This is a genomic window from Mesorhizobium sp. M00.F.Ca.ET.216.01.1.1, assembly GCF_004010325.2.
In the GTDB taxonomy this organism is placed as follows: Bacteria; Pseudomonadota; Alphaproteobacteria; order Rhizobiales; family Rhizobiaceae; genus Mesorhizobium.
Map to the genome: position 1 here is coordinate 121,707 of NZ_SADR02000006.1, position 26,733 is coordinate 148,439.

At 63.1% G+C, this 26,733-nt stretch carries 23 protein-coding genes and 1 other RNA gene; 16 read left to right on the forward strand and 8 right to left on the reverse strand.

The window, feature by feature from the left end:
- Window positions 1-8: 8 nt before the first annotated feature.
- Window positions 9-740 (reverse strand): SDR family oxidoreductase, encoded by a 732-nt coding sequence (locus EN859_RS10425; RefSeq protein WP_127853273.1) that lies wholly within the window; start codon window positions 738-740, stop codon window positions 9-11.
- A gap of 130 nt (window positions 741-870) precedes the next feature.
- Here EN859_RS10425 and EN859_RS10430 point away from each other — a divergent pair, with 130 nt between their 5' ends.
- Complete coding sequence (locus EN859_RS10430) at window positions 871-1,764, forward strand: LysR family transcriptional regulator (RefSeq protein ID WP_127853274.1); 894 nt, start codon at window positions 871-873, stop codon at window positions 1,762-1,764.
- A gap of 6 nt (window positions 1,765-1,770) precedes the next feature.
- Here EN859_RS10430 and EN859_RS10435 read toward each other — a convergent pair whose 3' ends face one another.
- Entirely contained in the window at window positions 1,771-3,000 is a 1,230-nt protein-coding gene (locus EN859_RS10435; protein ID WP_127853275.1) for a lytic murein transglycosylase, read from the reverse strand.
- A gap of 32 nt (window positions 3,001-3,032) precedes the next feature.
- Window positions 3,033-3,830 (reverse strand): GH25 family lysozyme, encoded by a 798-nt coding sequence (locus EN859_RS10440; RefSeq protein WP_127853276.1) that lies wholly within the window; start codon window positions 3,828-3,830, stop codon window positions 3,033-3,035.
- A gap of 316 nt (window positions 3,831-4,146) precedes the next feature.
- Here EN859_RS10440 and EN859_RS10445 point away from each other — a divergent pair, with 316 nt between their 5' ends.
- Window positions 4,147-5,526, forward strand: coding sequence for a serine hydrolase (locus tag EN859_RS10445; RefSeq protein ID WP_127853277.1), 1,380 nt, complete (start codon window positions 4,147-4,149; stop codon window positions 5,524-5,526).
- A gap of 2 nt (window positions 5,527-5,528) precedes the next feature.
- On the opposite strand, the gene EN859_RS10450 is transcribed toward EN859_RS10445, so the two are convergent.
- Genes EN859_RS10450 through EN859_RS10460 form a run of 3 tightly spaced genes read right to left on the reverse strand, consistent with a single transcriptional unit; the run spans window position 5,529 to window position 11,336 of the window.
- A complete protein-coding gene (locus EN859_RS10450; protein WP_127853278.1) occupies window positions 5,529-6,194 on the reverse strand; it encodes a class I SAM-dependent methyltransferase in 666 nt (221 codons plus the stop codon).
- A complete protein-coding gene (locus EN859_RS10455) occupies window positions 6,191-7,489 on the reverse strand; it encodes a DUF3419 family protein (RefSeq protein ID WP_127853279.1) in 1,299 nt (432 codons plus the stop codon). The genes EN859_RS10450 and EN859_RS10455 overlap by 4 nt, the downstream gene beginning before the upstream one ends.
- Window positions 7,490-7,520: 31 nt before the next feature.
- Complete coding sequence (locus EN859_RS10460) at window positions 7,521-11,336, reverse strand: hydantoinase B/oxoprolinase family protein (protein ID WP_127853280.1); 3,816 nt, start codon at window positions 11,334-11,336, stop codon at window positions 7,521-7,523.
- Between the two features lie 181 nt (window positions 11,337-11,517).
- Between EN859_RS10460 and EN859_RS10465 the strand changes: the two genes are divergently transcribed.
- The 5 genes from EN859_RS10465 (at window position 11,518) to rnpB (ending at window position 14,766) form a co-directional block, all read left to right on the forward strand.
- Window positions 11,518-11,712 (forward strand): hypothetical protein, encoded by a 195-nt coding sequence (locus tag EN859_RS10465; protein ID WP_127853281.1) that lies wholly within the window; start codon window positions 11,518-11,520, stop codon window positions 11,710-11,712.
- 215 nt (window positions 11,713-11,927) lie between these two features.
- Complete coding sequence (locus tag EN859_RS10470; RefSeq protein ID WP_127853282.1) at window positions 11,928-12,647, forward strand: DnaJ family molecular chaperone; 720 nt, start codon at window positions 11,928-11,930, stop codon at window positions 12,645-12,647.
- The gene (locus tag EN859_RS10475; protein ID WP_127853283.1) at window positions 12,644-13,411 is read left to right on the forward strand and encodes an N-acetylmuramoyl-L-alanine amidase; all 768 of its coding nucleotides are present in this window, start codon (window positions 12,644-12,646) and stop codon (window positions 13,409-13,411) included. Before EN859_RS10470 ends, EN859_RS10475 begins: the two co-directional genes overlap by 4 nt.
- Window positions 13,412-13,594: 183 nt before the next feature.
- Entirely contained in the window at window positions 13,595-14,305 is a 711-nt protein-coding gene (locus tag EN859_RS10480) for a transglycosylase SLT domain-containing protein (protein WP_127853284.1), read from the forward strand.
- Window positions 14,306-14,368: 63 nt separating this feature from the next.
- An RNA gene (gene rnpB / locus EN859_RS10485) (RNase P RNA component class A) lies at window positions 14,369-14,766 on the forward strand.
- A 228-nt stretch (window positions 14,767-14,994) separates the two neighbouring features.
- Here the strand turns inward: rnpB and EN859_RS10495 are convergent.
- A complete protein-coding gene (locus EN859_RS10495) occupies window positions 14,995-16,110 on the reverse strand; it encodes a cystathionine gamma-lyase (RefSeq protein WP_127853285.1) in 1,116 nt (371 codons plus the stop codon).
- A 111-nt stretch (window positions 16,111-16,221) separates the two neighbouring features.
- Window positions 16,222-16,560, reverse strand: a complete 339-nt coding sequence (locus EN859_RS38060) for a hypothetical protein (RefSeq protein WP_189501851.1) — start codon at window positions 16,558-16,560, stop codon at window positions 16,222-16,224.
- Here EN859_RS38060 and mraZ point away from each other — a divergent pair.
- From mraZ to ftsW, 9 genes are read left to right on the forward strand one after another with little or no spacing between them, the layout of a single operon-like run.
- Window positions 16,517-16,975 (forward strand): division/cell wall cluster transcriptional repressor MraZ, encoded by a 459-nt coding sequence (mraZ, locus tag EN859_RS10500; RefSeq protein ID WP_127853286.1) that lies wholly within the window; start codon window positions 16,517-16,519, stop codon window positions 16,973-16,975. The two genes, EN859_RS38060 and mraZ, sit on opposite strands and share 44 nt — an antisense overlap.
- Window positions 16,972-18,003: a 16S rRNA (cytosine(1402)-N(4))-methyltransferase RsmH gene (rsmH, locus tag EN859_RS10505; RefSeq protein WP_127853287.1), complete on the forward strand. Its 1,032-nt coding sequence runs from the start codon at window positions 16,972-16,974 to the stop codon at window positions 18,001-18,003. The genes mraZ and rsmH overlap by 4 nt, the downstream gene beginning before the upstream one ends.
- Before the next feature lie 4 nt (window positions 18,004-18,007).
- Complete coding sequence (locus tag EN859_RS10510; protein ID WP_127853288.1) at window positions 18,008-18,385, forward strand: hypothetical protein; 378 nt, start codon at window positions 18,008-18,010, stop codon at window positions 18,383-18,385.
- Entirely contained in the window at window positions 18,382-20,127 is a 1,746-nt protein-coding gene (locus tag EN859_RS10515) for a penicillin-binding protein 2 (RefSeq protein WP_127853289.1), read from the forward strand. The genes EN859_RS10510 and EN859_RS10515 overlap by 4 nt, the downstream gene beginning before the upstream one ends.
- Before the next feature lie 54 nt (window positions 20,128-20,181).
- Window positions 20,182-21,636, forward strand: a complete 1,455-nt coding sequence (locus EN859_RS10520; RefSeq protein WP_127853290.1) for a UDP-N-acetylmuramoyl-L-alanyl-D-glutamate--2,6-diaminopimelate ligase — start codon at window positions 20,182-20,184, stop codon at window positions 21,634-21,636.
- Window positions 21,633-23,066, forward strand: a complete 1,434-nt coding sequence (locus EN859_RS10525; RefSeq protein WP_127853291.1) for a UDP-N-acetylmuramoylalanyl-D-glutamyl-2,6-diaminopimelate--D-alanyl-D-alanine ligase — start codon at window positions 21,633-21,635, stop codon at window positions 23,064-23,066. Before EN859_RS10520 ends, EN859_RS10525 begins: the two co-directional genes overlap by 4 nt.
- 24 nt (window positions 23,067-23,090) lie before the next feature.
- On the forward strand, window positions 23,091-24,173 hold the full coding sequence (mraY, locus tag EN859_RS10530) for a phospho-N-acetylmuramoyl-pentapeptide-transferase (RefSeq protein WP_127853292.1): 1,083 nt from the start codon (window positions 23,091-23,093) through the stop codon (window positions 24,171-24,173).
- 8 nt (window positions 24,174-24,181) lie between these two features.
- Entirely contained in the window at window positions 24,182-25,582 is a 1,401-nt protein-coding gene (gene murD / locus EN859_RS10535) for a UDP-N-acetylmuramoyl-L-alanine--D-glutamate ligase (RefSeq protein WP_127853293.1), read from the forward strand.
- The gene (ftsW, locus tag EN859_RS10540; protein WP_127853294.1) at window positions 25,582-26,733 is read left to right on the forward strand and encodes a putative lipid II flippase FtsW; all 1,152 of its coding nucleotides are present in this window, start codon (window positions 25,582-25,584) and stop codon (window positions 26,731-26,733) included. The genes murD and ftsW overlap by 1 nt, the downstream gene beginning before the upstream one ends.

The window sequence follows — 26,733 nt, forward strand, 5'->3', positions numbered from 1 at the left end:
AGCGCAGGTCAGGCCACGCCGCCGCCGGCCTGGATGTTCTCGCCGGTCAGCCAACGGGCTTCGTCTGAGGCGAGGAAGACTGCGACATCGGCGACGTCGCGTGGCGCTCCAATCCTGCCGAACGGCGACATGCCGGCGGCGACGGCGCGGTCCCGCTCGGGAAGCAGGTCGGTGTCGGTAAAGCCTGGCGAAAGTGCATTCACCGTAATGGAGCGAGATCCGAGTTCGCGCGAGAGGACGCGAATGAACTGCTCGACGGCTCCTTTGCTGCCGAGATAGAGCGCTGTCTGTGTGAAAAACATCTTGGTTCCACCCGTCGAGACAGCGATGATGCGGCCGCCGTCACGAACCCGGCGAGCTGCCTCCTGAAGCGTGAAGAAGGTACCTTTGGCATTGGCGCCGAAGACATGATCGAAGTCCGCCTCGGTGGCCTCGGCGAGCGGCTTTATGACGGCGACGCCGACATTGGCGACGACGATGTCGATCGGCCCCAGCTGCTTTTCGGCCTCATCGAACAGCCGGCGAATGTCGGAAATGCTGGATATATCGGCCTGCATGGCGACGGCTTTTCCGCCATTCTTCTCAATGGCAGCGACGGTCTCCCGGGCGGCTTGCTCGTTGCTGGTGTAGTTGACGACGACGGCCGCGCCGTTTGCCGCGAGCCCCTCCGCGATGGCGCGGCCGATGCCGCGTGAACTGCCGGTCACCAGCGCGGTTTTGCCTTGAAGCGAATGAGACATGATGTGTTCCTTTCGTCAGGGTTACGGCCGCTTCAATCGAGCGGCGGTTCCATATGCCGAAAGCTAAGGTTATGCCATTGATCAGAGAATAGTCTATTATTAAAGTATCTTGTTAAGCTTGAGGTACATAATGCGTGGAACCGAGTTTTCCGAACTCAAGGCGTTTGCAGCGATCGTCGAGGAGGGCAGCTTTATCCGCGCCGCGGCCAGGCTCAGGATTTCACCCCCCGCGCTCAGCCAGACAATACGCGGGCTGGAAGAACGTGTCGGTGTCCGGCTGCTCAACCGCACCACCCGCAGCGTGTCGCCGACCGCTGCCGGCGAAACGCTATTCGCTCGCCTTGCGCCGGCCTTCAGCGAATTGGAAGATGCTGTCGCGGACGTGTATGCATCACGCGATCGACCGGTGGGCTCGCTGCGCATCAACGTTCCGCGGGTAGCCGCCATGCGGTTCATCGCTCCGATCCTCGGCGATTTCCGCCGCGCCTATCCCGATGTCGCCCTCACCATAATCGTCGACGATATGCTGACCGATATTGTCGAGGGACGCTTCGATGCCGGGATCAGGCTTGGCGAGCGGCTGCAAAAGGACATGGTGGCGGTGAAGCTCAGCGACGAGTTGGAGATGGCAGCGGTGGCGGCGCCCAGCTATCTCCAACATCGCCCGATACCTCGGCATCCCGCAGATTTGCATCGTCACCAGTGCATCAACTTCCAGTGGCCCAGCGGCGGCAATATCTATCGATGGGAGTTCGCGCGAGGCCAGCGCGCTTTGGAAATAGCCGTGGACGGCGGCCTTACCGTCAATGACACGGAACTGATGATCCGAGCGGCTCTCGATGGGATCGGTATCGCCTACATGCTCGAATACCAGGTCCGGCCATGGATCGAAGCGGGGCAGCTGATCCGGTTCCTCGAAGCATGGTCGCCCAGATTTCCGGGCTTTTATCTATATCATCCGAGTTCGCGCCACGTTCCACCAGCCTTGCGGGTTTTTATCGACTTCCTGCTTGCCAGGCGATGACGCGCTTTACAGCTTCGCCAGAAGCTCCGGCGTTGGCCAGCCGTCGACCGGCAAGGCAAGACGCATCTGTTCCTTGCGGATCGCTTCCCGGGTGTTCGTGCCCAGGATGCCGTCGACCGTGCCCACGTCGTAGCCTTTGGCCTCGAGCTTTGTCTGCAGCACCCTCATCTGATCGCCGTTGAGGCCGGGTTCGGGATTGCGCGGGTCGAATTGCGGGGCGCCAGCCAGCCGCGCAGCAAGGTTTGCCGCGGTCAGCGCATAGGTGAAGGACTGGTTCCACTCCAGATAGACGTCGAAATTGTCGTAGGTAAGGAAGGCCGGGCCCTTGTGCCCCATGGGCAGCGCCAGACCGGCCTTCAGGCCGTTGTCGACGAGCGGCGTGCCGTCGGGATTGGTGACGCCCCACTGAGCCCATTGTGCTGGCGGCAGCTTGTTGGTGCGGCCGGTTTGGTCCCACGGCATGTCGTCGGGCAAACGCACTTCCGCGATCCAGGGCTGGTCGCGCTTCCAGCCGCGCGACAGGATCTTGTTGGCCGTGGTCATGATCACGTCGGGCGCGCTGTTGCGCAGGTCGACCAGCCCGTCGCCGTCGCCGTCGACGCCGCGGGCGAGATAGTCGGAAGGCAGGATCTGCGTCTGGCCGATCTCGCCGGCCCAGGCGCCCTTGACGTCGGCCGGCACGACACCGCGGTCGATCAGCGTCAGCAGCGGCACGATCTGCGGCCGGAAGAGCTGCGGCCGGCGGCAGTCATGCGAGAGGGTGACCAGTGCATTCAACGTATGGAAGTCGCCCTGCACGGCGCCGAAATCTGTCTCCAGCGCCCAGAAGGCAGCGATGACAGCCGGTTGGACGCCGAATTCCCGTTCGGCGTTGGCAAAGACGTCGGCGTATTTGTTCAGATTGGCCGCACCCTGCTTCAGACGGTAGGCCGAGATCATGCGGTTCGAGAATTGGATGAAGGTCTGGGAAAAGACACTTTGGGCGCGGTCGCGCGCGAGGACCTTGTCGTCGATGCCGGAGGCCGAGAGCGCCTCGTGGCCGACAGCGCCGACACCGGCGGCGGTTGCCTCCGCGGAGACGCCCTGCTTCCACGCGTTGAAATCGCCGCCGCATTGCTGCGCCGCCGCCGGTAGGGCGGTGGTGATCAAGCACAGCGCCGGGAGGATTTTGCAACACAGCCGCCCGATCGGCTGTTTCCGGCTCGGGTATTCCAGTGGTTGCAAATGCGTGCCCATGGCATGTCGAAAAGCAGGCGGCAGGCCTGGTGTCAACGGGTGTTCTGCCGCAGCCACTTGTTCCAGGCAGCTTCCGTGCCGTTGAAGACGTTGATATCGCTTTTGCCTGTCATGCCAGGCACAATGCCGGTTCCGGTGTACTGCCAGAAGACGAAGGGGTGGCTGCCGTATTTCTGACGCGGATGGCCGGCGACGGAGCGCAGCCAGTAAGAGTAACCGCGGAAGGTCGACAGATTGTTGTCGTCGAAGAAGTCGAGCGAGGTGTAGATGATCGGCTTCTTGCCGTAGTGCTTCTCGACCATCTCGAGGAAAATGCTCATCTCGCTACGCACCGTCGCGGGGTCCGGGCGCAGCCTGCAGGTCGGCGAGTTCGGGTTCCATTCCATGTCGAGGATCGGCGGCATCGCCGCACGGTCTTTAGGCACATTTTGAATGAACCAGCGCGCCTGCGTGGCGGCAGGGGTGCAAAAATAATAGAAGTGATAGGCGGCGCGCGGAAGCCCGACGGCTTTGGTGCGGCTCCAGTGCTCGTTGAAATAGTCGTCGAAACGGTCACCGCCTTCAGTTGCCTTGATGAAGGCGAAGGAAATGCCGCTCGCCTTGGCCGCCGGCCAATCGACCGACGTCTGGTATTTGGAGACGTCGGTGCCGTGAATGGCATAGCTCCACGGCGCGCCGCTGTCCCACTCATGCGGCTTGGAGTCGTCGAAACGGGGTGCGCGCAGCGCAACCGTCGGACTGCTGGATAACGGCAGCACCGGTGCAAGATCCTCGACGGTCGAGCACGCACCCAGCAGCGTCAGCGTGATGAGGGCCGCGAAACGGCGCATCGCTACTCCTGAACCGGTTTCAGCCGGCCGCTGATGGGTCGTTTCTGCAGGTGCCCCTCGACCAAGCGCGTCGCATTTGCGACCCGCTCGGATCTTTGTTTTGTGCATGTCGTCGTTCCAAAACCGCTGTGCATTTTGGGCGACATGCATCAGGCCCCGCCGGACGCTCACCCCATAGGATCGCCCGGCCTCTCCAGTGATCGCCGATCATGGTTGATATTCGGTTGACGGCGCTCGACAAGAGCCGAGATTTTGCCGAAGCAATGACGGCAAATCGATGGCATAAATCGGGCGCGAACCTTAGGGGGGCGGGAAAATGCGGATCATTCTGAGGAGCGTCAAATGGCTGCTGGGGCTGGTCGTGTTGGCTGTTGCCGCGCTCGCCGCCTGGCTCTATGTCGCGCCGCCGGAACTGATCCGCGTCGGCTCCGGCTATTCGGCCAAGATTATCTGCTCGAACGTCTTCCTTGCCGGACGGGATGCCAATGAGGTGTTAGCCGTCGATGTGCAGGCGCCGGGCCATCCGTTGCTGAGGCTGATGAAGGTATCGGTCGACAAGGAGAAGGGGACGGTTTCGGCCGGTCTGTTCGGGGTGCTCGGCAAAAGCGTCGCGGTTGTTCGCGACGGGCTTGGCTGTACGTCGGTTCCGGACGGCAATACCGTCGCCGCCAAAGCACTCGTGGCAGCGGCACTGCCCCCGGCTCCACCGCTCGACGCGCTCTGGCCGGAGGGCGACAAGGTCGATGCCTCGCAGAATCCCGAGATCGCGAAAGTCCTCGATGATCCGGCGTGGACCGGCACAGGCATGCGGGCCGTTGTGGTGGTCAAGAACGGCCGTATCGTCGCCGAGCGCTATAGCGACGGCTTTTCCGAAATGACGCCGTTGCTCGGCTGGTCGATGACCAAGACGGTGAACGCCGCGATCATCGGCACGCTGGTGAAGGACGGCAAGATGGCGATGACGAACCAGGGCTTGTTCGGCCCGTGGAAAGCGGACGGCCGGGCGGCGATCAGCCTTGCCGACATGATGGCGATGTCGAGCGGGCTGGAGTTCAACGAGGACTATGGCGATGTCGCCGATGTGACACGGATGCTCTACCTCGAACCCGATATGGCAGGCTTTGCCGAATCGAAGCCGCTGACCGGGGACGTTGGCAAGGTGTTTTCCTATTCGAGCGGCACGGCGGTGATGCTGTCGCGTCTCTGGCAGGACGCGATCGGCGACAAGGACAAGGCGCTGGCGTGGCCGAGGACAGCGCTGTTCGACCCGCTCGGCATGCAGAGCGCCGTGCTCGAAACCGACGAGCAGGGCACCTATGTCGGCTCGTCCTATCTCTATGCCACGGCGCGCGACTGGGCCCGCTTCGGCCAGTTCCTGCTGCAGGGCGGTGTCTGGAACGGCAAGGAGATCCTGCCGGCCGGCTTCGTCGACTGGATGCGGAGCCAAGCGCCGGCGTCGAAGGTCTACGGCAAGGGCCAGTTGTGGATCGAGGGACCTGGCGACGAGGAGAGCCCTGGCGCCGGCGTCGCAGCCGGCCTGCCCAAGGACATCTACTGGATGGAGGGGCATGACGGGCAGACGGTCGCCATCGTTCCCTCGGAGCAGTTGGTGGTGGTGCGCCTGGGGCTGACACCGGCCAAGCTCGGCTATCGGCCGCAGACGATGGTGGCGGCGTTGGTGAAGGCGCTGCACTAGGACTATCTGCGGCGCTCTGCGATAGCGAGCCACGCATAGCCGCGATAAAGCGTTTGGAAACGGAGACTTGCGCCGGTTCTTGCAGATTCCGATTCCAGGACCGCGCGCAGGGTTTCACGTGGTTCGACATGGAATTTTCTCAGCCAGCCGCGCAGCAATGCCCTGAACCAGCGCGGCAGGCCTTGCTGCTGGCCGAAATCGACGATATGCAGCGAGCCGTCCGGCGAAAGGGCGGCGAGTGCCGCGGACACCGTCTTCTCCCAGCCGGGGATCATCGACAGCGAATACGACACGAATATGTGGTCGAAACTCCCGACAGCGAACAGTGCCTTCGGATCGAAATCGGTAGCGTCACCACGCGCCAGCATGACGCGGTTGGACAGGCCTTCGCGGGCGATGGCAGCAGTGGCCGTGTCCAGCATCTCGGCCGAAATATCGAGGCCGAAGAAGCGCGCGTCGCGGTAGCGGCGGGCAGCGAGGATGATGTTGCGGCCAGTGCCGCAGCCGAGTTCGAGCACCGTGCCGCCGGCCGGCACATCCAGCCCGGCTATCAGCCGGTCGCGGCCGAGCAAGTAGTATTTGCGGGTCAGGTCGTAGATATGGCGCTGCCAGCGGTAAACGCCATCCATCAGCTCGGCATGGCTGGCCGGCAGCTCGGTCGCGCTCATGCGCTGTGCTTCACATAGAGGTGGAAGCCGCCATAGATGGCCGAGCGGTCGCGGGCCGAGAATTCGCGCGAGGCCACGTCCTGATAGCTCCACTGATCGAGCAGCGAATTCGAGACCCGGCCGGGCAACAGGCTGGGTTCGGCAGCGGTGCGGAAGATGACACGGGCGCCGGCGGCCGCGGTGCGGGTGATCTCGGCCCACAGCGCATTGAGCTGGTCATCGGTCATCCAGTCCTGTGCGTCGAGCAGGACGAAACGGTCGACCGAGCCGGCGTCCTTGCCGGCAAGGAACTCGATCAGATTAGCGTGGTGGATGGCAACGCGATCGATATTGTTGCGGATCGCCTTGTAGTTGCGCTTTTCGAGGTAGGCGGGAAGGGCGGCTTCGCCGGGATTGGGATAGCGGCGGGCGAAGGCCTGCCAGGCGAAATAGTTGGTCTTCAGCGGAAAATCGCAGGCGAGCTTTTCCAGCCGGGCTTTCAGCACGCTGGCCATGCTACCGTCACCTGACGTGATCAGCGAATCGTACTGGGCCGGCGGGATACCGAGGCCGAACAGCGAGGCCTTTCGCGACGTCGCCCATTTCAGCAGCGGTTTTTCGAACACCGGCGCCAGTTCCTCGTCGAAGAAGCGGCGCTGGTCGGCGATGCTTTTGGCTTTCATGATGCCGGCCGGATCGACGCCGAAGAATTTGGCGGTGCGGTGGCCCATGGCGATGAACAGGCCGAGCAGGCCGGTCTGGTAGAAATTGCGGTCAAAGACGGCAATGCGGCGGCGGCCGCGCCAGTTGCGCCTCTCCCAGTAGTGACGGCTGACCGGATCGAGATGCGGCGCGATGAAGCGGTCGTAGGCTTGCGAATTGTGCTGGGTCTCGGTCGCGCCGAAGAAGCGGAACAGGTCGCCCTGCGACGGCAGGTGGCGCACCGCTTCGAGCTTCATGCGGTTCAATGCGATGTGGGCGGCGTTGAGATCGACGGCGTCGATTCGTTCCGGCGAGCGGGTGAGATAGGCGAGGATGTTGCAGCCGCCGGAGGCGATGGTGACGACGCGGTGGCCCTGGCCAAGCTGCATCGCCTCCATGTCGATATCGGGATCCTCCCAGATCTGCGGATAGACGAGGCCGGAAAACAGGAAGGCGAAGAGCCGCTCGGAGAGGCCGGCCTTCGACAGCGGGCGGTTCTGGTAGACGGCTTTTCCAACTTCCTTGCCGCGACGAAAGACCAGTTCTCCGGAAACGTCCGTCATGGCAAGGTGATTCCCCGTTTGCTTTGGCGCAAGCGGGTAGCGCAGGGTCATGACAGGCGGGTGACAGCCTGTTGATGCCAGCTTATGGCCGCCCAAATCCACCCGGCGTCGGCGTGGTCACGATGACAGCCTCGCCGGCTTCGAGCACGGTCTGGTCACAGGCCTTCAGCACCTCGATGGTACGGTTGTTGCGGCGGACCTTGGTCGAGCCGGCCTCGCCATCACCGCCGCCGTCCAGGCCTTGCGGTGGGCGGTTGCGATGCGAGGACAGGATGGCGCATTCCATCCTTTCGAGGAAGCGGATGGTGCGCTTGGTGCCGTCACCGGCACTCCATTTGCCCTTGCCGCCGGAGCCGTCGCGGATATGGAAATCCTCAAGCAAAACGGGGAAACGCAATTCCAGCACTTCCGGGTCGGTAAGGCGTGAATTGGTCATGTGGGTGTGGACACCCGAAGTGCCGGCAAAGCCGCGGCCCGAGTTCATCCGTCCGGCCGGCGAGCCGGAGCAGATCGTCTCGTAATACTGGTACTGCTTGTTGCCGAAGGTGAGGTTGTTCATGGTGCCTTGCGCATTGGCCATCGCGCCCATCGCGCCGAACAGCGCGTTGGTCACGTGCTGCGAGGTCTCGACATTGCCTGCAACGACGGCTGCAGGATAGGCGGGCTTTAGCATACAGCCGTTGGGGATGACGATGTTGATCGGGCGCAAGCAGCCGGCATTCATCGGGATATTGTCCTCGACCATGACTCGAAACACATAGAGCACGGCGGCGCGAGCGACCGGTTCGGGCGCATTGAAATTGTTCTTCATGACCGGCGATGTGCCGGTGAAGTCGACGGTCGCCTCGCGCTTTTGCCGATCGACTGATATCTTCACCTTGATCACCTGGCCGGTGTCGGTCGGATACTCGTATTCGGAGCTGTCGGGCAAGCGTTCGAGGACACAGCGCACGCTTTCGGCGGCATTGTCCTGGACGTGGCCCATATAGGCTTCGACGACATCCAGGCCGAAATGCGCGACCATCTTGCGCAGTTCGGCGACGCCCTTCTCGTTGGCGGCAATCTGCGCCTTGAGGTCGGCGATGTTCTGGTGCGGATTGCGGGCGGGGTACGGATGGTCGGTGAGCAGTGTTTCCAGCTCCTTCTCGCGGAATCGGCCGCGATCGACGATGCGGAAATTGTCGAACAGCACGCCTTCCTCATCTACCGTGGTGGCGAGCGGCGTCATCGAGCCGGGCGCGGTGCCGCCGATGTCGGCATGGTGGCCGCGCGAGGCGACATAGAAGAGGATTCTTGGCGATTGGCCGATCTCCCCCTCTAGGGAGGAGATCGGGCGCTCCTCCTCAAACACCGGCGTCACCACCGTGATATCGGGCAAATGCGTGCCGCCATTGTAGGGCGCGTTGAGTGCAAAGACGTCGCCGGCGTGGATGTCGCCCGAGTTCAGCCGGATGATGGTTTCCACCGAGCGGTCCATGGAACCGAGATGCACCGGCATGTGCGGCGCGTTGGCAACCAGCGCACCGTGGTGATCGAAGACGGCGCAGGAGAAATCCAACCGTTCCTTGATGTTGACCGAATACGCGGTGTTCTGCAGCGTCACCCCCATCTGCTCGGCGATGGACATGAACAGGTTGTTGAACACCTCCAGCATGACCGGATCGGCCTCGGTACCGAGCGCTGCCTGCCGGCGCTTCTTCTCGATGCGGCGCAACAGCACATGGTTCTTGGCGGTAACCTCGGCCTGCCAGCCCGGCTCGACGACAATGGTCTGGTTCGGCTCGATGATCAAAGCAGGGCCGGCGATCTTGTTACCCGGCTTCAGCGTGTCGCGGCGGAAGATGCCAGCATCGCACCAGATACCGTCGGCAAAGATTTTCCGGCTCTCCGAAGGACTTGCAGCCATGTCTTCAAGAACTGAATTGCTTTCGTCGCGGCCGGTACCGCCGGTATCGATGCCTTCGACGCCGACTGTTTCCACGATCGTCGGCTTGTCGTCGTAGACGAAGCCAAACTGCGCCTTGTGGGCTGTTTCGAAATCGCGCTTTGCCTGTGAAATCGAGCCATGCTCGAAACTTACCGGCAGCGCGGTGTCGGTGCCGTCATAGCGGATCTGCAGCACCGGTTTCGAGGCGACGGCGTCCTTGGCAATACCTTGCGCGGCGAGTTCGTCGATGACCGCATTTCGCAGCATCTCGATTAGCCCCTCGATCTCCAGCCTCGACTCCTCCACCAGCGGCTTCAGCAGCGCCTTCTGGCGCGAGGCAAAAACCGACGAAAGCCCGATGCCATAGGCCGAGAGCAGGCCCGAGAAGGGATGGATCAGCACAGCTTCCATGCCCAGTGCATCGGCGACGAGGCAAGCGTGCTGGCCGCCGGCGCCACCGAAACAGTTCAGGAGATATTCGGTGACGTCGTAGCCGCGCTGCACGGAAATCTTCTTGATGGCGTTGGCCATGTTTTCCACGGCAATGGTGATAAACCCTTCGGCGACGGCCTCCGGCGAGCGGCCATCGCCGATTTCAGCGGCCAGCGCTGTGAATTTTTCGCGCACCGTTTCCACGTCGAGCGGCTCGTTCTGGCCTGGTCCAAAGATCGCCGGGAAGAAGTCGGGCTGCAGCTTGCCCAGCATGACGTTGGCATCGGTGACCGCCAGCGGGCCGCCGCGCCGGTAGGCGGCAGGGCCGGGATTGGCGCCTGCCGAGTCAGGGCCGGCGCGGAAGCGGCCGGCTTCGTAGTGCAGGATCGAGCCGCCGCCGGCGGCGACGGTGTGGATGCGCATCATTGGCGCACGGATGCGCACGCCGGCAACCTCGGTGTCGAAGGCGCGTTCGTAGTCGCCGTCATAGTGGGCGACATCGGTGGAGGTGCCGCCCATGTCGAAGCCGATGACCTTGTCGAAACCGGCGAGCTTCGCCGTCTCGACCATGCCGACGACGCCGCCGGCTGGGCCGGACAGCAGTGCGTCCTTGCCCTGGAACATGTCGGCGGCAGTGAGGCCGCCCGACGACATCATGAACATGAGATGGGGGGATTGGCCGATCTCCCCCCTTGTGGGGGAGATGCCCGGCAGGGCAGAGGGGGGCAACGTAGGGCGCCCTCCGTCCTGATTAGCGCCGTTGGAATGCTGAGATGTCGGCGGGACAGCGCCCCCCTCTGTCGGCTTTGCCGACATCTCCCCCACAACGTGGGAGATTGGCGTCACGCCCAATTCTCCCGCCACCCTTTGGACATAGCGCGACAGGATCGGCGACAGGTAGGCATCGACCACGGTGGTGTCGCCGCGGCCGACCAGCTTGATCAGCGGCGAGACTTCGTGGCTGACCGAGACCTGACCGAAACCGAGCTTTCGGCAGACTTTCGCGACCGCCTTCTCGTGGTCGGGATATTTCCACGCATGCATGAAGACGATGGCCACGGCATCGATGCCAGCGGCCTTGGCCTGCTCGATGGCCGGCCGCACAGCGGCGATGTCGAGCAGCCGTTCGACGCAACCGTCGGCACACACGCGTTCGTCGACCTCAATCACGCGCTCGTAGAGCTGCTCGGGAAGGATGATCTCCTTGGCAAAGATGTCGGGCCGCGCCTGATAGGCGATCTTCAGCGCATCGCGGAACCCCTTGGTGATGAGCAGCAGCACACGATCCCCCTTGCGTTCGAGAAGCGCATTGGTGGCAACCGTGGTGCCCATCTTGATGTCGTCGATCAGGCCGGGCGGAATGGCAGCGCCGGATTTCAGTCCGAGCAGGTCGCGAATGCCCTGGATGGCAGCGTCGGCATAGGCCTCGGGATTCTCCGACAGGAGTTTCCTTGGATGCAGCCCACCTTTCGGGTCACGGCCGATGATATCGGTGAAGGTGCCGCCGCGGTCGATCCAGAAATCCCATTTTTCAGTCATGGCAGCATGTTTCCCGGCATTGTCACTGGTTTGACCTGTTAGTTTGCCGTGGCTTGGTGGGCAACGGCTAAGCGGATGATGTTACACGCGGAAATGCAACGTTACGAAACTCATAACCACGTGATGCATTTTCTGTTCAACCGCCCGCCGGCAACGAGGGCGTTATTAGAGGAGAGATGCCATGAAGAAACTCATTCTTGCGTCAGTTTCGGCGCTTGCCCTGCTCGGCGTAGCGGCTTGCAGCGAGAGCGGAACCGACAATACCACCACGCAGAGCACCAATCCGCCTCCGGCCGAACAGCCGATGCAGCCGGCTCCTGATGCCTCGAAACCTGCCGAGCCGGCAAAGCCTGCGCCTACTGCTCCCGCGCAGTAGTTGATGTGAAGAGTCAAGAAGGCCGGCCTCGTGCCGGCCTTTTTTGTATCATAATACCCATGACTTGCGGCCGGCTGCGACGTCGGTTGCCGTCTGCGGTCTCCTAGCCGAGGGTTGGCGGCGGCATCGAGCGTCGTGGCAAATCGGTTGGACCCAGGCCCTGCGGCATTGTCTTCGCTTGATAGCGGTGGCCGGTTCGCACTAAGAAGCGAGCCATGTCGATTTGGGACAGCCTCGGCGACTTCATCGCGCGTGTTTCGTCTTCAGCGTCGTCGGGCGTCTCCGATGTCGTCGAAGCCGTGCGGACCGTTTTCTCCGGCGACGCCGATTTGCGTCGTCGTGTCGCCTTCTCGGTGGCGATGATCGCGCTGTCGGCCAAGATGGCCAAGGCCGACGGCATCGTCACGCAGGATGAGGTGCGCGCCTTCCAGGAAATATTCGAGGTGCCCAGGGAGCAGACACGCAATGTCGCGCGGCTCTACGACCTGGCCAAACGCGACATTGCCGGGTTCGAGACCTATGCCGAGCGCATGGCGCAGCTGTGCGGCTCGGGGCATTCGAACTGTGCGATGCTTGAAGACATACTCGACGGCCTGTTCCACATCGCTAAGGCTGACGGGCTGATCCATGAGCGCGAGGGCCACTTCCTGCATCGCATCGCCGAGATCTTCCGGATCGAGGAGACGCACTACCAGAGCATACTGGCGCGGCACGTCAATCTCGGCGCAGCCGATCCCTATGTCGTGCTCGGCATCGAGCGAGGAAAGCCGTTCGAGGAGGTCAGGAAACGTTATCGCAAGCTGGTGTCCGACAATCATCCGGATCGGCTGATCGCACGCGGCGTGCCGCAGGAATTCATCAAGATCGCGACGACCAGGCTCGCGGCGATCAACGCGGCCTATGCGATGATCGAGCGAGGCCTGCGGCACGCATGAGCGGCTTTCTGCCCGACGAGCCGAACGCCGAGGTAAGGGTATCGCCGAATTTCAGCCCGCGGCGCGGGACGCTCAGGCCGGACATGATCGTGCTGCATTATACCGGGATGGCGACAGGCGCCGGCGCCGAAGCGTGGCTGTGCGACCCGGCGAGTGAGGTCTCGTCGCATTACTGCGTCCACGAGGATGGCCGCATCGTCCAGATGGTGCGCGAAAGCGACCGTGCCTGGCATGCGGGCCAGAGCTCGTGGTTCGGGCGCACCGATATCAACTCCTGTTCAGTCGGCATCGAGATCGTCAATCCCGGGCATTCGCTGGGCTACAGAAACTTTCCGATACAGCAAATCGGTGCTGTGGCCGGCCTGTGCGCGGGAATAATCGCGCGCCATTCCATTCCGGCCCAGCGGGTGCTTGCCCATTCCGACGTGGCTCCCGGACGCAAGATCGATCCGGGCGAGAAATTTCCCTGGAAAGCCCTGTTCGCGGTCGGTGTCGGCCATCTCGTCCCGGCGGCGCCGGTCAGGCGCGGAGCGGTGCTGAAGGCCGGCGATACAGGGGCCGAGGTCGAGGCGCTGCAGTCGATGCTGGCGCTCTACGGCTACGGCGTGGAGATAACTGGTATTTACGACCGGCAGACCGAAATCGTGGTCGAAGCGTTCCAGCGGCATTTCCGGCAAAGCCTCGTCGATGGCGTGGCCGACGGCTCGACAGTCCGTACCCTGCAAAGGCTGCTCGCTTCCGCCAGGGCAGTTTTTCCCAAATAGTCTTTTCCCAGCCGTTAAATTACAATCTGTCACTCAAAGTGACTTGCCTCGCCTTCTTTGACGCTAAATCGACCGTCAAAGGCGATCCGTGCAAGTTGTCGGGCCTCTAGTCCAAGATGTTCCGACGTTGATTGAGCGTAGCTGCGTGAAGTTCTTCGCGCGGTTCAGACAGAACAGGATCACATGCAGAAATTGACCATTGTAACGGCAGCTATTGCTGCCGGCGTAATGACTTTTGCCATCGGCGCGGCGAATGGCGCGCCCCTGAGCCAGAGAGCAGACCAAGGATGTATGACGCCATCCGTTAAAACCGCTACGCCGAAAGCGAGCCTCAATTCAAAAGCCAAAGGGGCCGTCACCGCGAAAGTGGAAAAAGCCGCTGTGGTGAAAGCGAGAAAGTCAACGGTCAAACGGCCCACGAAGCGCAACAGGAAGACCGTCGACCCGACGACAACGGCGTCGGTCGGCGCGAGGAACGCAGCGGCGTCGACGTCAGCTGCGGCCGGCGGCGGTGAGTATTCGGCGATCATCGCGCGTTATGCCGCCAGCTACGGCGTGCCGGTGTCGCTTGCCAACGCCGTCATCAGGATCGAAAGCAACTACCGGCCGAACCTGGTCGGCGGCGCCGGCGAGATCGGCCTGATGCAGATCAAGCCGGCGACAGCGCGGATGATGGGCTATAGCGGCTCGGTCGAGGGGTTGTTCAATCCCGACACCAACATCAAATATGGCATGAAATACCTCGCCATGGCGCAAGGTCTCGGTGGTGGCACGACCTGTGGCACGATCCTGAAATACAATGCCGGCCATGCCGCCACACGGATGAACCCGATATCCGCGGCTTACTGCAGCAAGGTCAAGGTACAGATGGCTGCCCTTGGCACATCGACGTAACAAGCGGGTCATAACCAGCTTTTTCGTTTGCGTTTTCGAGCGTGAACCCCTTTATACGCCTTGCCAGCTGGCCGGGCGGCCGCACCCGCGAAGCCGAAAGGCTGCGGGTGAGGAAAGTCCGGGCTCCATGGAGACACGGTGCCGGTTAATGGCCGGCGGGGGCGACCCCAGGGAAAGTGCCACAGAAAGCAAACCGCCATGGTCTACCGTGGCAAGGGTGAAAGGGTGGGGTAAGAGCCCACCGCGCGACTGGCAACAGGAGCGGCACGGTAAACCCCACCGGGAGCAAGACCGAATAGGGACGGTGCGAGGGGAAACCCTCGGGGGCTGTTTCCGGCCCACCGTCCGGGTAGGTTGCGTGAGGCGCATGGCGACATGCGCCCAAGATGAATGGCCGCCACGTTCTCGCTCCGCAAGGAGCGAGGGCCATACAGAACCCGGCTTACAGGCCAGCTGGCAATTTCTCCACGATCCCGTGACGAATTCCTTTGATATCAGCAGGTTGCGTCTTCAGGCGCACCTGCTGTTTCAGGTGCGCCGCGCGAAGACATAGCGCCCGGCATTCGTCACCTGATCGTCGGCGAATATTCAGCCTCTATCGTGTTAGCGAAGATTCGATCGAAATCATCCGCGTGCTGCATGGCCGGCGCAAGATCGAAGCTGACGATCTCAAGTCATGATCGGTCCATTCAGGCGCTGATATTGTCGAGCGATGCCTCGATCGCCCTCCACAGCTCTTCCACCGGCTCGCAGCCGACCGACAGGCGAACGAAGCCGGGCAGAACCGCGTCTCCTCTTTTGGCGCGCCGTTCGGCTGAGGTGTGGACGCCGCCGAAGGATGTCGCCGCCTGCATCAGCGCACAGTTGTTGATGAAATCCTCGGCCTTGTCCTCCGAGGCGAGCACGAAGGAGATGAGAAAGCCGAAGCGCTCCATCTGGGCGCGGGCGAGATTGTGCGACGGGTCGCTTTCCAGCCCGGGGAAGCGGAGGCTGCTGATCGCGCGATGGGCCTTCAGGCGCCGCGCTATCACTTCCGCGGAGGAGCACATGCGGTCGAAACGCACGTCCAGCGTTTCGAGGCCGCGATGCACCAGCCATGCTTCGAACGGCCCGGGAATGCCGCCCGAGGTCTCGCGCCAGCCGGACACGGCGGTGATGATCTCCGCATCGCGGCTCGCGACATGGCCGAACAGTACATCTGAATGGCCGTTGGCCGCCTTGGTGTCGGCGGCAACGACGATATCGGCGCCGAGATCGAGCGGGCGCTGGCCGAACGGTGTCATCGTCGTGTTGTCGACCACAAGGACCGCGCCCTCCTTGTGAGCAGCTTCGGCGGCGGCCGCTATGTCGCAGATGTCCAGGCCGGGATTGGCGGGGCTTTCGACGAAGGCAAGGCGATAACCCTCGAAGCCACCGTCGAGGAAGGTCGATGTCGGGCGGACATCACAGGTGACGCCGAAAGGCTTGAGGAAGCGTTCTGCCAGTGCCCGCGTGGTGTGGTAACCGTCCGAAGGCAACAGGATACGGTCGCCGGATTTGAGCAGCGCGAAAAACACCGCCGAGATCGCAGCCATTCCGGATGGGAAGGCGATGCACGGCGCGTCTTCCAGATGCGCCAGCATGTGCTCGACCGCGTCCCAGGTAGGATTGCTGAAGCGGCCGTATTGATTGAAGCCGGTGGCATCGCCAGGCGCGTGAAAAATGGCGGCCATCGTTAGGGGCAGCGGGATTGGGTCGCCCTTGGCAAGCCTGCTGCGACGCAAATGGGGAAGCGCCGCAGCGCGTGATCTGGCTGTTTCTGACATCGATTTCGAACCTTGTTTCTCACCCGAAAATGAGGCCGACGCTAAGCCTGGCAACGACATGCAGCAAGCAGCGTCCGGTTGGGCCACGCGGCTCTAAACGCTTCGTTAGGCTTAATGGAGGATAAACACGGGAGTGCCGTCAAAGTCGCTCTCATCGGTTGTGGCGTGCGCGTTTGTGAAGCCTGTTCCCGTTGACGCCCATAGTGCCCCATGATATCCCATCTCGATATTCAAGCCTTCGTTCCGCGTCAGGGTGAAGCGTACGCCAATCGGGCAGCCGCGGCGGCTGCGCGCGTGCGGTTTTTTGCCTTTGCGAACGAAGCGAATTTTCGGAAGGGACCGCGCTGCGGCGGCGCGGGCGAAAAGATGGAAAGGGGTGCGGCGGCGGAAGCGGCTGTAACGCGTAATGGACCGGTTTCTGTCAAACGCAGTGAACAGGATCGATGCCAAGGGGCGGGTCTCCGTTCCGGCGCATTTCCGTGCTGTTGTGCAAAAGCGCGGCTATTCGGAACTCTATGCGCTGCGCTGCCTGGATCTTCCGGCGATGGATGTCGGCGGTCTCGACCTGCTCGACCGCTACGAGCAACGCATCGCGCTGGAAGACCCCTTCCTGCGGACGGCGGACGACATGTCGTTCTTCTGCCATGGCGACGGAACATTCCTGAAACTCGATCAGGACGGCCGCATTACGATGACCGATTTCATCCGCGAGCATACCGGCATTTCGGCGGAAGCGGCCTTTGTCGGGCGCGGCAACTTCTTTCAGATCTGGGAGCCGGGACGGCTTGCCGCCTACGGGGCGCAGGCACGCGCCAGGCTTTTGCAGCTTCGGCAGGGGACGAAGCCCGGGGAGCGACCAGAATGACGGCGGGCCACGGCGATGACTTTCACGCCGTTGGCGGACCGGCCCGCCACATTCCGGTCCTCCTTGCCGAAGTGCTGGAGGCGCTATCGCCTGAAGCCGGCGACATGATCATCGACGGCACGTTCGGGGCCGGCGGTTACACGAAAGCCATCCTGGCGACCGGCGCCTCGGTCGTGGCCATCGATCGCGATCCGGATGCCGTCGCGGCAGGGCGGCCTCTCGAACAGCAGTCGGGCGGCAGGCTCAGGCTCGTCCATGCGCCGTTCTCGACGCTGGACGAGTATGTCGAAAGTGCCGACGGCGTGGTGCTCGACATCGGCGTCTCTTCCATGCAACTCGACCAGGCGGAGCGCGGCTTTTCGTTCCGCGCCGATGGGCCGCTGGACATGCGCATGGCGCAGGCTGGCATGAGTGCCGCCGATGTCGTCAACACCTTCAAGGTCGGCGACCTTGCCCGCATCTTCGGGTTCCTCGGCGAGGAGCGTCACGCCGGCCGCATCGCCCGCATGATAGAGAGCCGCCGCGAAAAACATCCGTTCGAGCGCACGCTCGATCTCGCCGATGCCATCGAGACGCATATCGGTCGTGCGCCGAAGGACAAGATCCATCCCGCGACCCGCGTCTTCCAGGCACTGCGCATCTTCGTCAACGATGAACTGGGCGAACTTGCAAGGGCATTGTTCGCGGCAGAACGCGTGCTGAAGCCGGGTGGGCGGCTAGCCGTGGTGACGTTTCATTCGCTGGAGGACCGCATCGTCAAGCGGTTCATTGCCGACCGCGCCGATGCGGCGAGCGGCTCGCGGCACATGCCGGAGGCGCAGGCACGCATGGCGACCTTCAGCAAGGCGGGCGGCGGGGTGACACCTGGCGATGCCGAAATCGCCGCCAACCCGCGCGCACGCTCTGCAAGGCTGCGCGCCGCAATTCGCACCGAGGCGCCGGCGCGCGCCGGCGATTTTTCGATCTTCGGGCTGCCCAAACTTCCTGGCCCAAAACTTCCCGGTATCGACCGGCCGGGAGAGAGGTGAACACGTGTTTCGTACCAGCGACATAGTCCTTATCGCCGTCATGGTTTCGGCGGCGGCCCTGACCTACAAGACCAAGCGCGAGGCCGAGGAACAATTGGCGGCGGTGCAGAAGATCCAGGCGCAGATCCGCTACGAGGAGGATACGATCGACCTTTTGAAGGCAGACTGGAGCCTGCTCACCCAGCCATCACGCCTGCAAAAGCTCGCCGAAATCTATAAATCGCAGCTCGAACTGGAACCGGTCAACGCGCGCCAGATCGGCGGGCTCGACGACCTGCCGGCAAAACCGGTCAACATCCAGGATCTTTCGTCGCAGCGGCTGGGCGGCATGGCCGACAACGGCGGCAAGGATCCGGTGGTGACCGGAGGCATCGTCCAATGATCGCCAGACTTCCAGTGATTGGCAGACTTCCGACGATCGGCAGACTGCTGAAGCGACGCACCAAGCCAAGCGAAGGCGGATCGATCGTCGTCGATGGCGCCCGCAAGGCGACCGGGGGCAAGGCCAGGACCCGCATCGTGATGACGATGGCGGTGTTCTTCGGCATCTATTCGAGCATTGCCGGGCGGCTGGTCTATCTCGGCTTCCAGAATCCCGACATGTCGGGGGTTCCGCAGAACCGGGTGACGGCGTCGCGGCCCGACATCGTCGACCGCAACGGCGAAGTGCTGGCGACGGACATCAAGACGGCGTCGCTGTTTGCCGAACCGCGCCGCATCGTCGACGCCGACGAGGCGATCGAAAAGCTGTCGACGGTGCTTCCCGAAATCGACTACGAGCAAACCTATCGCAAGCTGAAGAGCGGCGCCGGCTTCGTCTGGCTGCAGCGCCAGCTGACGCCCAAGCAGCAGGCAGACATCATGCAACTCGGCATACCCGGCTTCGGCTTCCGCACCGAGAAGCGCCGCTTCTATCCGGCTGGCGAAACCTCGTCCTACATCGTCGGCCTCACCAACATCGACAATCAAGGCATCTCCGGCATGGAGAGGTACATCGACGACCAGGGACTGACCGACCTTCAGGCATCGGGCCTGGCGGTGGCCAAGGACCTCAAGCCGGTGCAGCTTTCGATCGACCTGCGCGTCCAGCATATCGTGCGCGACGAGATCGCCACCGGCATGGACAAATATCACGCTATCGCGGCCGGCGCCGTGGTGCTCAACGTCAAGACCGGCGAAGTGGTGGCGATGGCGTCAGTACCGGACTTCGATCCCAACAATCCTTACAATGCCCAGGACAAGGACCGGCTGAACCGTATGTCGGCCGGCCTCTACGAGATGGGCTCGACCTTCAAGACCTTCACCACCGCCATGGCGCTCGATTCCGGCAAGGTGACGATGGAAAGCCGCTTCGATGCGTCGCATCCGATCCAGATCGGCCATCAGACCATCCATGACTTCCACGGCAAGAACCGGGTGCTGAGCGTGCCGGAGGTATTCATCTATTCCTCCAATATCGGCTCGGCCAGAGAAGCGGATGTGGTGGGCATCGACGGCCATCGCGAATTCCTGCATCGCGTCGGTATTCTGGAGAAGATGCAGACGGAACTGCCGGAAGTCGCGCGTCCGACCGAACCCAAGGTGTGGAAGAAGGTCAATTCGATCACCATCGCCTTCGGTCACGGCGTGTCGACGACGCCGCTGCAAACCGCAGTCGGCTGCGCGGCACTGATGAACGGCGGCTATTTGATCCAGCCGACATTCCTGCCGCGCACGCAAGAGCAGGCGATGGCGGTGGCAAAGAGGGTGGTCAGTGAAAAGACCGTCGAAGGCATGCGCTATCTCTACCAGCTCAACGCCGAGAAAGGATCAGGCAAGAACGCCAGGGTTCCGGGTTATCGCGTCGGCGGCAAGACTGGAACGGCGGAGAAGGTCATCAACGGCCGCTATTCGTCGACGGTGCGTTTCAACGCCTTCGTCGCCGCCTTCCCGATGGACGATCCGCAATACATCGTTCTGTCGATCATAGACGAGCCGAAGCCGGAAAAACCCGGCATGGGCGCCACCGCCGGCTCGAATGCGGCGCCAATCGTTGCCAACATTATCCGTCGCTCGGCTTCGATGCTTGGCGTGAAGCCAGATTTCAGCCATGAAAATGGTGCAACGCTGGTTTCCTATCAGTGATTCTTGGGGCGCGCCGGCAACTGCGCGCTATTTTGTTGCGATGAACGGAACTCGATGCAGCTGAAAGATCTAGCCGGTATCCTGCCTGTCGAGGGAACAGCTTCCCCCGACCTGGAGGTCACCGGGATTTCGTCGGATTCACGCCAGGTAGGACCGGGCGTCGTCTTTTTCGCGTTCGCCGGGACCAAGGCGGATGGCGCGGCATATGCCGCCGATGCCGCCAGCCGCGGCGCGGCAGCGATCGTGGCTGGCAAGGGCAGCGCTGTCGCCGGGCTCTCGGTCCCGGTTATAGCCGTCGATGATCCGCGCCTTGCATTGGCGCTGAGTGCCGCCCGCTTCTTCGGCAGGCAGCCGCGGACCATGGTCGCGGTGACCGGCACCAGCGGCAAGACGTCGGTCGCCGCCTTCACAAGGCAGATCTGGGAGCAAGCCGGCTTTGCCGCCGCTTCGATCGGCACGACCGGCGTGGTGGCACCTGGCCGCAACGAATATGGCTCGCTGACCACTCCCGATCCGGTGGCATTGCACAGGCTGCTCAAGGAATTGGCGGATGCAGGGGTCAGCCACGCTTCAATGGAAGCCTCCAGCCACGGTCTCGACCAGCGTCGGCTCGACGGCGTGAAGCTGGCCGCCGGCGGCTTCACCAATCTTGGCCGCGACCACATGGATTATCATCCGACGGTCGAGGATTATCTTGGCGCCAAATTGCGCCTGTTCGATACGCTGTTGCCGAAGGGCGCGCCGGCCGTCATATTCGCCGACGATCCATGGTCGGAGCCGACGATCAAGGCGGCGCGGGCAGCGGGGCTCACCGTGCTGACGGTCGGTCGCCATGGCGATTTCCTGCGGCTGAAGCGGGTCGAGCACGAGCGGCACCGCCAGCGTGCCGAGGTCGAAGCCGACGGCGTTCTGCACGAGGTCGACCTGCCGCTGGCCGGCGATTTCCAGATAGCCAACGCGCTGGTTTCGGCGGGTCTGGCCATTTCAACTGGAACACCTGCGGCCAGGGCTTTGACGGCGTTGGAAAAACTTAAAGGTGCGCCGGGGCGTCTCGACCTGGTTGGCACGACCACCAATGGCGCGCCGGTCTATGTCGACTACGCCCACAAGCCCGACGCGCTGGAGAACGTGTTGGCCTCGGTGCGCCCGTTCACCACCGGCCGCGTCATCGTCGTCTTCGGCTGCGGTGGCGATCGCGACCGGGGCAAGCGGCCGATCATGGGCGAGATCGCAACCCGGCTTGCCGATGTCGTCATCGTCACCGACGACAATCCGCGCTCGGAAGTGCCGGAAACGATCCGCGCCGCGATCCTCGCCGCCGCACCGGGCGCCATCGAGATCGGCGACCGGCGCAAGGCGATCCACGAAGCGGTGGCGATGCTTCATGCTGGTGATACGCTGATCGTGGCCGGCAAGGGCCATGAGGAAGGCCAAACCATCGGTACCGAGACGCTTCATTTCTCCGACCATGAGGAAGTCCGCTCGGCGCTGCGGGAGCGCGCTTCATGAGTTTCCTGTGGACCTCCGAGGCGCTGGTCGCCGCCATGGACGGACGGCCGCTCGGCGCGATGCCGGAGGGCATTACCGGCATCTCGATCGATAGCCGCAGCCTTGAGCCGGGGGACGCCTTCTTCGCCATCAAGGGCGAGACGATGGACGGCCATGACTTCGCGACCGCCGCCATCAAGGCCGGCGCCGGCGTGCTGGTCGTCGCCGAGGGCAAGCTGCCGTCGCTGGGTCGGCTGACGGCGCCGATGATTGTCGTGCAAGATGTGCTTGCCGCTCTGGAAAAGCTCGGCGTCGCGGCGCGTGCGCGCTCGAACGCCAAAATCATCGCGGTGACCGGCTCGGCGGGCAAGACCACCACCAAGGAAGCGTTGCGCCAGGGGTTGTCAGCGGTCGGCAAGGTGCATGCATCGGCTCAATCCTTCAACAACCACTGGGGCGTGCCGCTGACACTGGCGCGGATGCCGGACGATTGCGACTACGCCGTGTTCGAGATCGGCATGAACCATCCGGGCGAAATCCGGCCGCTGGTCAAGATGGTCCGGCCGCACGTCGCGATCGTCACGCTGATAGCCGCTGCCCATCTCGGCTTCTTCCGCAATCTCGACGAGATCGCCAAGGCCAAGGCCGAGATTTTCGAAGGGCTCGAGCCCGATGGTGCGGTGCTCCTCAACCGCGACGATTCGCGCTGGAAGCTCTTGGACAAGATGGCGCACGCTGCCGGCGTCGACCACGTGTTCAGCTTTGGCGAAAATGCCCGCTCGACCTTCAAGCTGGTCAAATGTGTGCTGCATGCCGATCATTCTGTCATCACCGCCAGGATTGGCGGACAGGAGATCGCCGCCCGCGTTGGTGCGCCCGGCCGCCACATGGTGCAGAACGTGCTGGCGGTGCTGGGTGCGGCGCATCTGGTTGGCGCCGATGTTGCCAAGGTGGCTTTGGCGCTGGCCGGTCTTTCGGCTGAACGCGGCCGCGGCAAGCGTCATGTGCTGCGCCATCCGATGGGTTCGATCACGCTGATCGACGAGAGCTATAACGCCAATCCGGCGTCGATGAGCGCTGCGATGGCGCTGCTCAATGCGACGCCGGTGTCGGGCGAGGGCCGGCGTATCGCCGTGCTCGGCGACATGCTCGAGCTCGGCGACCACTCGGCGAAGCTGCATGCGGCGCTCGCCGACTTGATCGTCGGCACCGAGACGCGCACGGTCTTTCTCGGCGGCCCGGAAATGCGGGCGTTGGCCGAGGTCCTGCCTGACGAGATCGCGACAGAATATCGCGCCGGCGTCGAGGATCTGAAGCCGGTGCTGCTGTCGGCATTGAAGCCTGGCGATGTGGTGATGATCAAATCGTCGAAAGGCATCGGTTTTTCAAAGCTGGTCGAGGCTTTGCTCGGCAAATTTCCGGCGGAAGCCACAACCAGCAAGCAGACCTAGGGTCGGCCCGGGGGACGGAAGCGCATGTTCACATTTCTCGTCGATTTTGCGGACAAGATCTCGGTCTTCAACGTCTTCCGCTACATAACCTTCCGCACCGGCGGGGCGCTGATCACCTCGGCGCTGATCGTCTTCATCTTCGGGCCGACCATCATCAATTCGCTGAGGTTGCGGCAGGGCAAGGGCCAGCCGATCCGTGCCGACGGGCCGCAGACGCATTTCAAGAAGGCCGGAACGCCGACCATGGGCGGGCTGATGATCCTGTGCGGCATCGTCGGCTCGTCGTTCCTGTGGGCGAACCTGTCCAGCATCTATGTCTGGGTGGTGATGCTGGTGACGCTGGGCTTCGGCCTGATCGGCTTCTACGACGACTACCTCAAGGTGACGAAGCAATCGCATCTCGGCTTTTCCGGCAAGGCGCGGCTGGCGCTCGAATTCGTCATCGCCGGCATTGCCGCCTGGGTGATCATGCGTAACGGGCAGGCGCCGTTCTCGTCGTCGCTGACGTTTCCCTTCGCCAAGGAGTTCCTTATCAATCTCGGCTGGTTCTTCGTTCCGTTCTCCTGCTTCGTCATCGTCGGCGCCGGCAATGCTGTGAACCTGACCGACGGCCTCGACGGGCTGGCGATCGTGCCCATCATGATCGCGGCGGCATCCTTCGGCGTCATCGCCTACCTTTCCGGCAACGCGGTGTTTGCCGAATATCTGCAGATTCATTTCGTGCCAGGCACCGGCGAATTGGCGGTGGTCCTCGGCGCGGTGATCGGTGCCGGCCTCGGCTTCCTGTGGTTCAACGCACCGCCGGCGGCGATCTTCATGGGCGACACCGGCTCGCTGGCGATGGGCGGCCTGATCGGCACGGTCGCGGTCGCGACCAAGCACGAAATCGTCCTGGTCATCGTCGGCGGCCTGTTCGTGGTTGAGATCCTGTCGGTCATCATCCAGGTCGGCTACTTCAAGATGACCGGCAAGCGCGTTTTCCTGATGGCGCCGATCCACCATCATTTCGAAAAGCTCGGCTGGACCGAAAGCCAGGTTGTGATCCGTTTCTGGATCATCGCCGTGATCCTGGCGCTGGTCGGCCTCTCGACCCTCAAGCTCAGATAGGACGCCGTTTGATCCCCACAGCATCGTTCGCAGGCAAGCGTGTTTCGCTCTTCGGGCTCGGCGGCTCGGGGATTGCCACCGCGCAAGCGCTGATTGAGGGTGGTGCCAACATTCTTGCCTGGGACGACAATCCTGACAGCGTTGCCAAAGCCGCGGCCCAGGGCATTTCCACCGGCGATCTGCGCGGCGCCGACTGGGCAGGGTTTTCGGCCTTCGTGCTGTCGCCCGGCGTGCCGCTGACGCACCCGAAACCACACTGGGCGGTGGAGCTTGCGCGTGGCTCAGGCGTTGAGATCATAGGCGATGTCGAGCTTTTTTGCCGCGAGCGGACCCGGCGCGCGCCGGCGGCACCCTTCATCGCCATCACCGGCACCAACGGCAAATCGACGACGACGGCGCTGACGGCGCATATCCTGAAGTCGGCCGGGCGCGATACGCAGATGGGCGGCAATATCGGCCGCGCCGTCATGACGCTCGATCCGCCGGGGCCCGGGCGGCATTATGTCGTCGAATGCTCCTCATACCAGATCGACCTCGCACCCTCGATCAATCCGACGGCTGGCATCCTGCTCAATCTGACGCCGGACCATCTCGACCGTCACGGCACCATGCAGCACTACGCCTCGATCAAGGAGCGGCTGGTCGCCGGCAGCGAGACGGCCATCGTCGGCGTCGACGATTCCTGGTGTGTCCAGATCGCCGACCGGCTGGAGCGGGCGGGCAGACATGTGATCCGCATTTCCAAGCGCCTGCCGCTGACCGACGGCTATTTCGCCGACGGCAGCATTCTGATGGAGGCGGTGCATGGCCGCTACAGCCGCATTGCCTTTCTCGAGGGCATCGGCTCGCTGCGTGGCCAGCACAATGCGCAGAACGCGCTGGCCGCTGTCGCCGCCTGCCTCAAGGTCGGATTGGAACTGGGCGAGATCCAAGCGGGACTGGAGAGCTTTCCTGGACTGGCGCACCGCATGGAGCAGGTCGGCCGCAAGGACCATGTGCTGTTCGTTAATGATTCCAAGGCGACCAATGCCGATGCGGCAGCGCCCGCGCTGGCGAGCTTCCCGCGCATCTACTGGATCGCCGGCGGCCTGCCCAAGGAAGGCGGCATCGAACCGCTGCGCGGCTTCTTCCCGCGCATCGCCAAGGCGTATCTGATCGGTGAAGCCGCGCCTGCCTTCTCGGCGACGCTGGGCGAGGCGGTGCCCTACGAGATCTCAGGCTCGCTGGCCGCCGCGGTCGAGCACGCCGCCCGTGACGCTGCAAAGGATGATAGCGGCGAGGCGGTGGTGCTGCTTTCGCCCGCTTGCGCCAGCTTCGACCAGTTCAAGAATTTCGAAGTGCGCGGCGAAGCCTTCAGGCAAGCTGCGAATGCTATCGAGGGCGTGAAACCCATCGGAGGGCCACGATAATGCAAAGCCGTCTCGACAAAAGTCCGGTTGCGACCTGGTGGTGGACGATCGATCGCTGGTTCCTGGCGGCATTCCTGTCGCTGATGGGGCTCGGCATCGTGCTGTCGTTCGCGGCAAGCCCCGCGGTGGCCGAGCGTATCGGCCTCGACAGCTTCCATTTCGCCACCAGGCAGATCATCTTCACCATCCCGGCACTCGGCGTGATGCTGGCTGTGTCTTTCCTCGAGTCGCGACAGATCAGGCGCATGGCGCTGGTCATGCTGGGCATCATGCTCGTCCTGATGGTGGCGGTGCTCTATATCGGCGTCGAGGTGAAGGGCGCGCGGCGCTGGGTATCGCTTGCCGGCCTCTCGATCCAGCCGTCCGAATTCCTCAAGCCGGCTTTCGTCATCGTCTGCGCCTGGCTGTTCGCCGAGCACAAGCGCCAGCCCGACATCCCGGGCAATTTGTTCGCCATGCTTTTGCTTGCGCTCGTCATCTCGCTGCTGGTGGCTCAGCCCGATCTCGGCCAGACCATGCTGGTACTCGGCACCTGGGGCGTGATGTTCTTCATGGCCGGATTGCCGTGGATGTGGATCATCGCGCTGGGGGCTGCCGGCATCGGCGGCGTGTTTGCCGCCTACACCGTGTTCCCGCACGTCGCCGGCCGTATCGACCGTTTCATGACCGGCGAGGGCGATACGTTCCAGGTCGACATGGGCCGTGAGGCGCTGATCAACGGCGGCTGGTTCGGTGTCGGGCCGGGTGAGGGCACCGTCAAGCGGGTGATCCCCGACAGCCATGCCGACTTCGTCTTCTCGGTCGCCGGCGAGGAATTCGGGCTGATCATGTGCTTCTTCATCATGTCGATCTTCGCCTTCATCGTGCTGCGCGGCCTCAACACCGCGCTGAAGGAGCAGGACGATTTCACGCGCTATGCAGTTGGCGGCCTCGTCACGGTCTTCGGCCTGCAGTCGGTCATCAACATGGCCGTGAACCTGCAGCTGATGCCGGCCAAGGGCATGACGCTGCCTTTCATCTCCTATGGCGGCTCTTCGCAGATCGCCATCGCCATCTCCATGGGCATGGTGCTGGCGCTGACGCGCAGGCGGCCGGAAAAGCGCAAGCAGATTGGCTTTGCCATGTCGCAACGAGCCATGCCGGCGGAGTGA

Coding starts and splice junctions, on each gene's coding strand:
- EN859_RS10425 (WP_127853273.1), bottom strand. CDS start 740: ATGTCTCATTCGCTTCAAGGCAAAACCGCGCTGGTGACCGGCAGTTCA.
- EN859_RS10430 (WP_127853274.1), top strand. CDS start 871: ATGCGTGGAACCGAGTTTTCCGAACTCAAGGCGTTTGCAGCGATCGTC.
- EN859_RS10435 (WP_127853275.1), bottom strand. CDS start 3,000: ATGGGCACGCATTTGCAACCACTGGAATACCCGAGCCGGAAACAGCCG.
- EN859_RS10440 (WP_127853276.1), bottom strand. CDS start 3,830: ATGCGCCGTTTCGCGGCCCTCATCACGCTGACGCTGCTGGGTGCGTGC.
- EN859_RS10445 (WP_127853277.1), top strand. CDS start 4,147: ATGCGGATCATTCTGAGGAGCGTCAAATGGCTGCTGGGGCTGGTCGTG.
- EN859_RS10450 (WP_127853278.1), bottom strand. CDS start 6,194: ATGAGCGCGACCGAGCTGCCGGCCAGCCATGCCGAGCTGATGGATGGC.
- EN859_RS10455 (WP_127853279.1), bottom strand. CDS start 7,489: ATGACCCTGCGCTACCCGCTTGCGCCAAAGCAAACGGGGAATCACCTT.
- EN859_RS10460 (WP_127853280.1), bottom strand. CDS start 11,336: ATGACTGAAAAATGGGATTTCTGGATCGACCGCGGCGGCACCTTCACC.
- EN859_RS10465 (WP_127853281.1), top strand. CDS start 11,518: ATGAAGAAACTCATTCTTGCGTCAGTTTCGGCGCTTGCCCTGCTCGGC.
- EN859_RS10470 (WP_127853282.1), top strand. CDS start 11,928: ATGTCGATTTGGGACAGCCTCGGCGACTTCATCGCGCGTGTTTCGTCT.
- EN859_RS10475 (WP_127853283.1), top strand. CDS start 12,644: ATGAGCGGCTTTCTGCCCGACGAGCCGAACGCCGAGGTAAGGGTATCG.
- EN859_RS10480 (WP_127853284.1), top strand. CDS start 13,595: ATGCAGAAATTGACCATTGTAACGGCAGCTATTGCTGCCGGCGTAATG.
- EN859_RS10495 (WP_127853285.1), bottom strand. CDS start 16,110: ATGTCAGAAACAGCCAGATCACGCGCTGCGGCGCTTCCCCATTTGCGT.
- mraZ (WP_127853286.1), top strand. CDS start 16,517: ATGGACCGGTTTCTGTCAAACGCAGTGAACAGGATCGATGCCAAGGGG.
- rsmH (WP_127853287.1), top strand. CDS start 16,972: ATGACGGCGGGCCACGGCGATGACTTTCACGCCGTTGGCGGACCGGCC.
- EN859_RS10515 (WP_127853289.1), top strand. CDS start 18,382: ATGATCGCCAGACTTCCAGTGATTGGCAGACTTCCGACGATCGGCAGA.
- EN859_RS10520 (WP_127853290.1), top strand. CDS start 20,182: ATGCAGCTGAAAGATCTAGCCGGTATCCTGCCTGTCGAGGGAACAGCT.
- EN859_RS10525 (WP_127853291.1), top strand. CDS start 21,633: ATGAGTTTCCTGTGGACCTCCGAGGCGCTGGTCGCCGCCATGGACGGA.
- mraY (WP_127853292.1), top strand. CDS start 23,091: ATGTTCACATTTCTCGTCGATTTTGCGGACAAGATCTCGGTCTTCAAC.
- ftsW (WP_127853294.1), top strand. CDS start 25,582: ATGCAAAGCCGTCTCGACAAAAGTCCGGTTGCGACCTGGTGGTGGACG.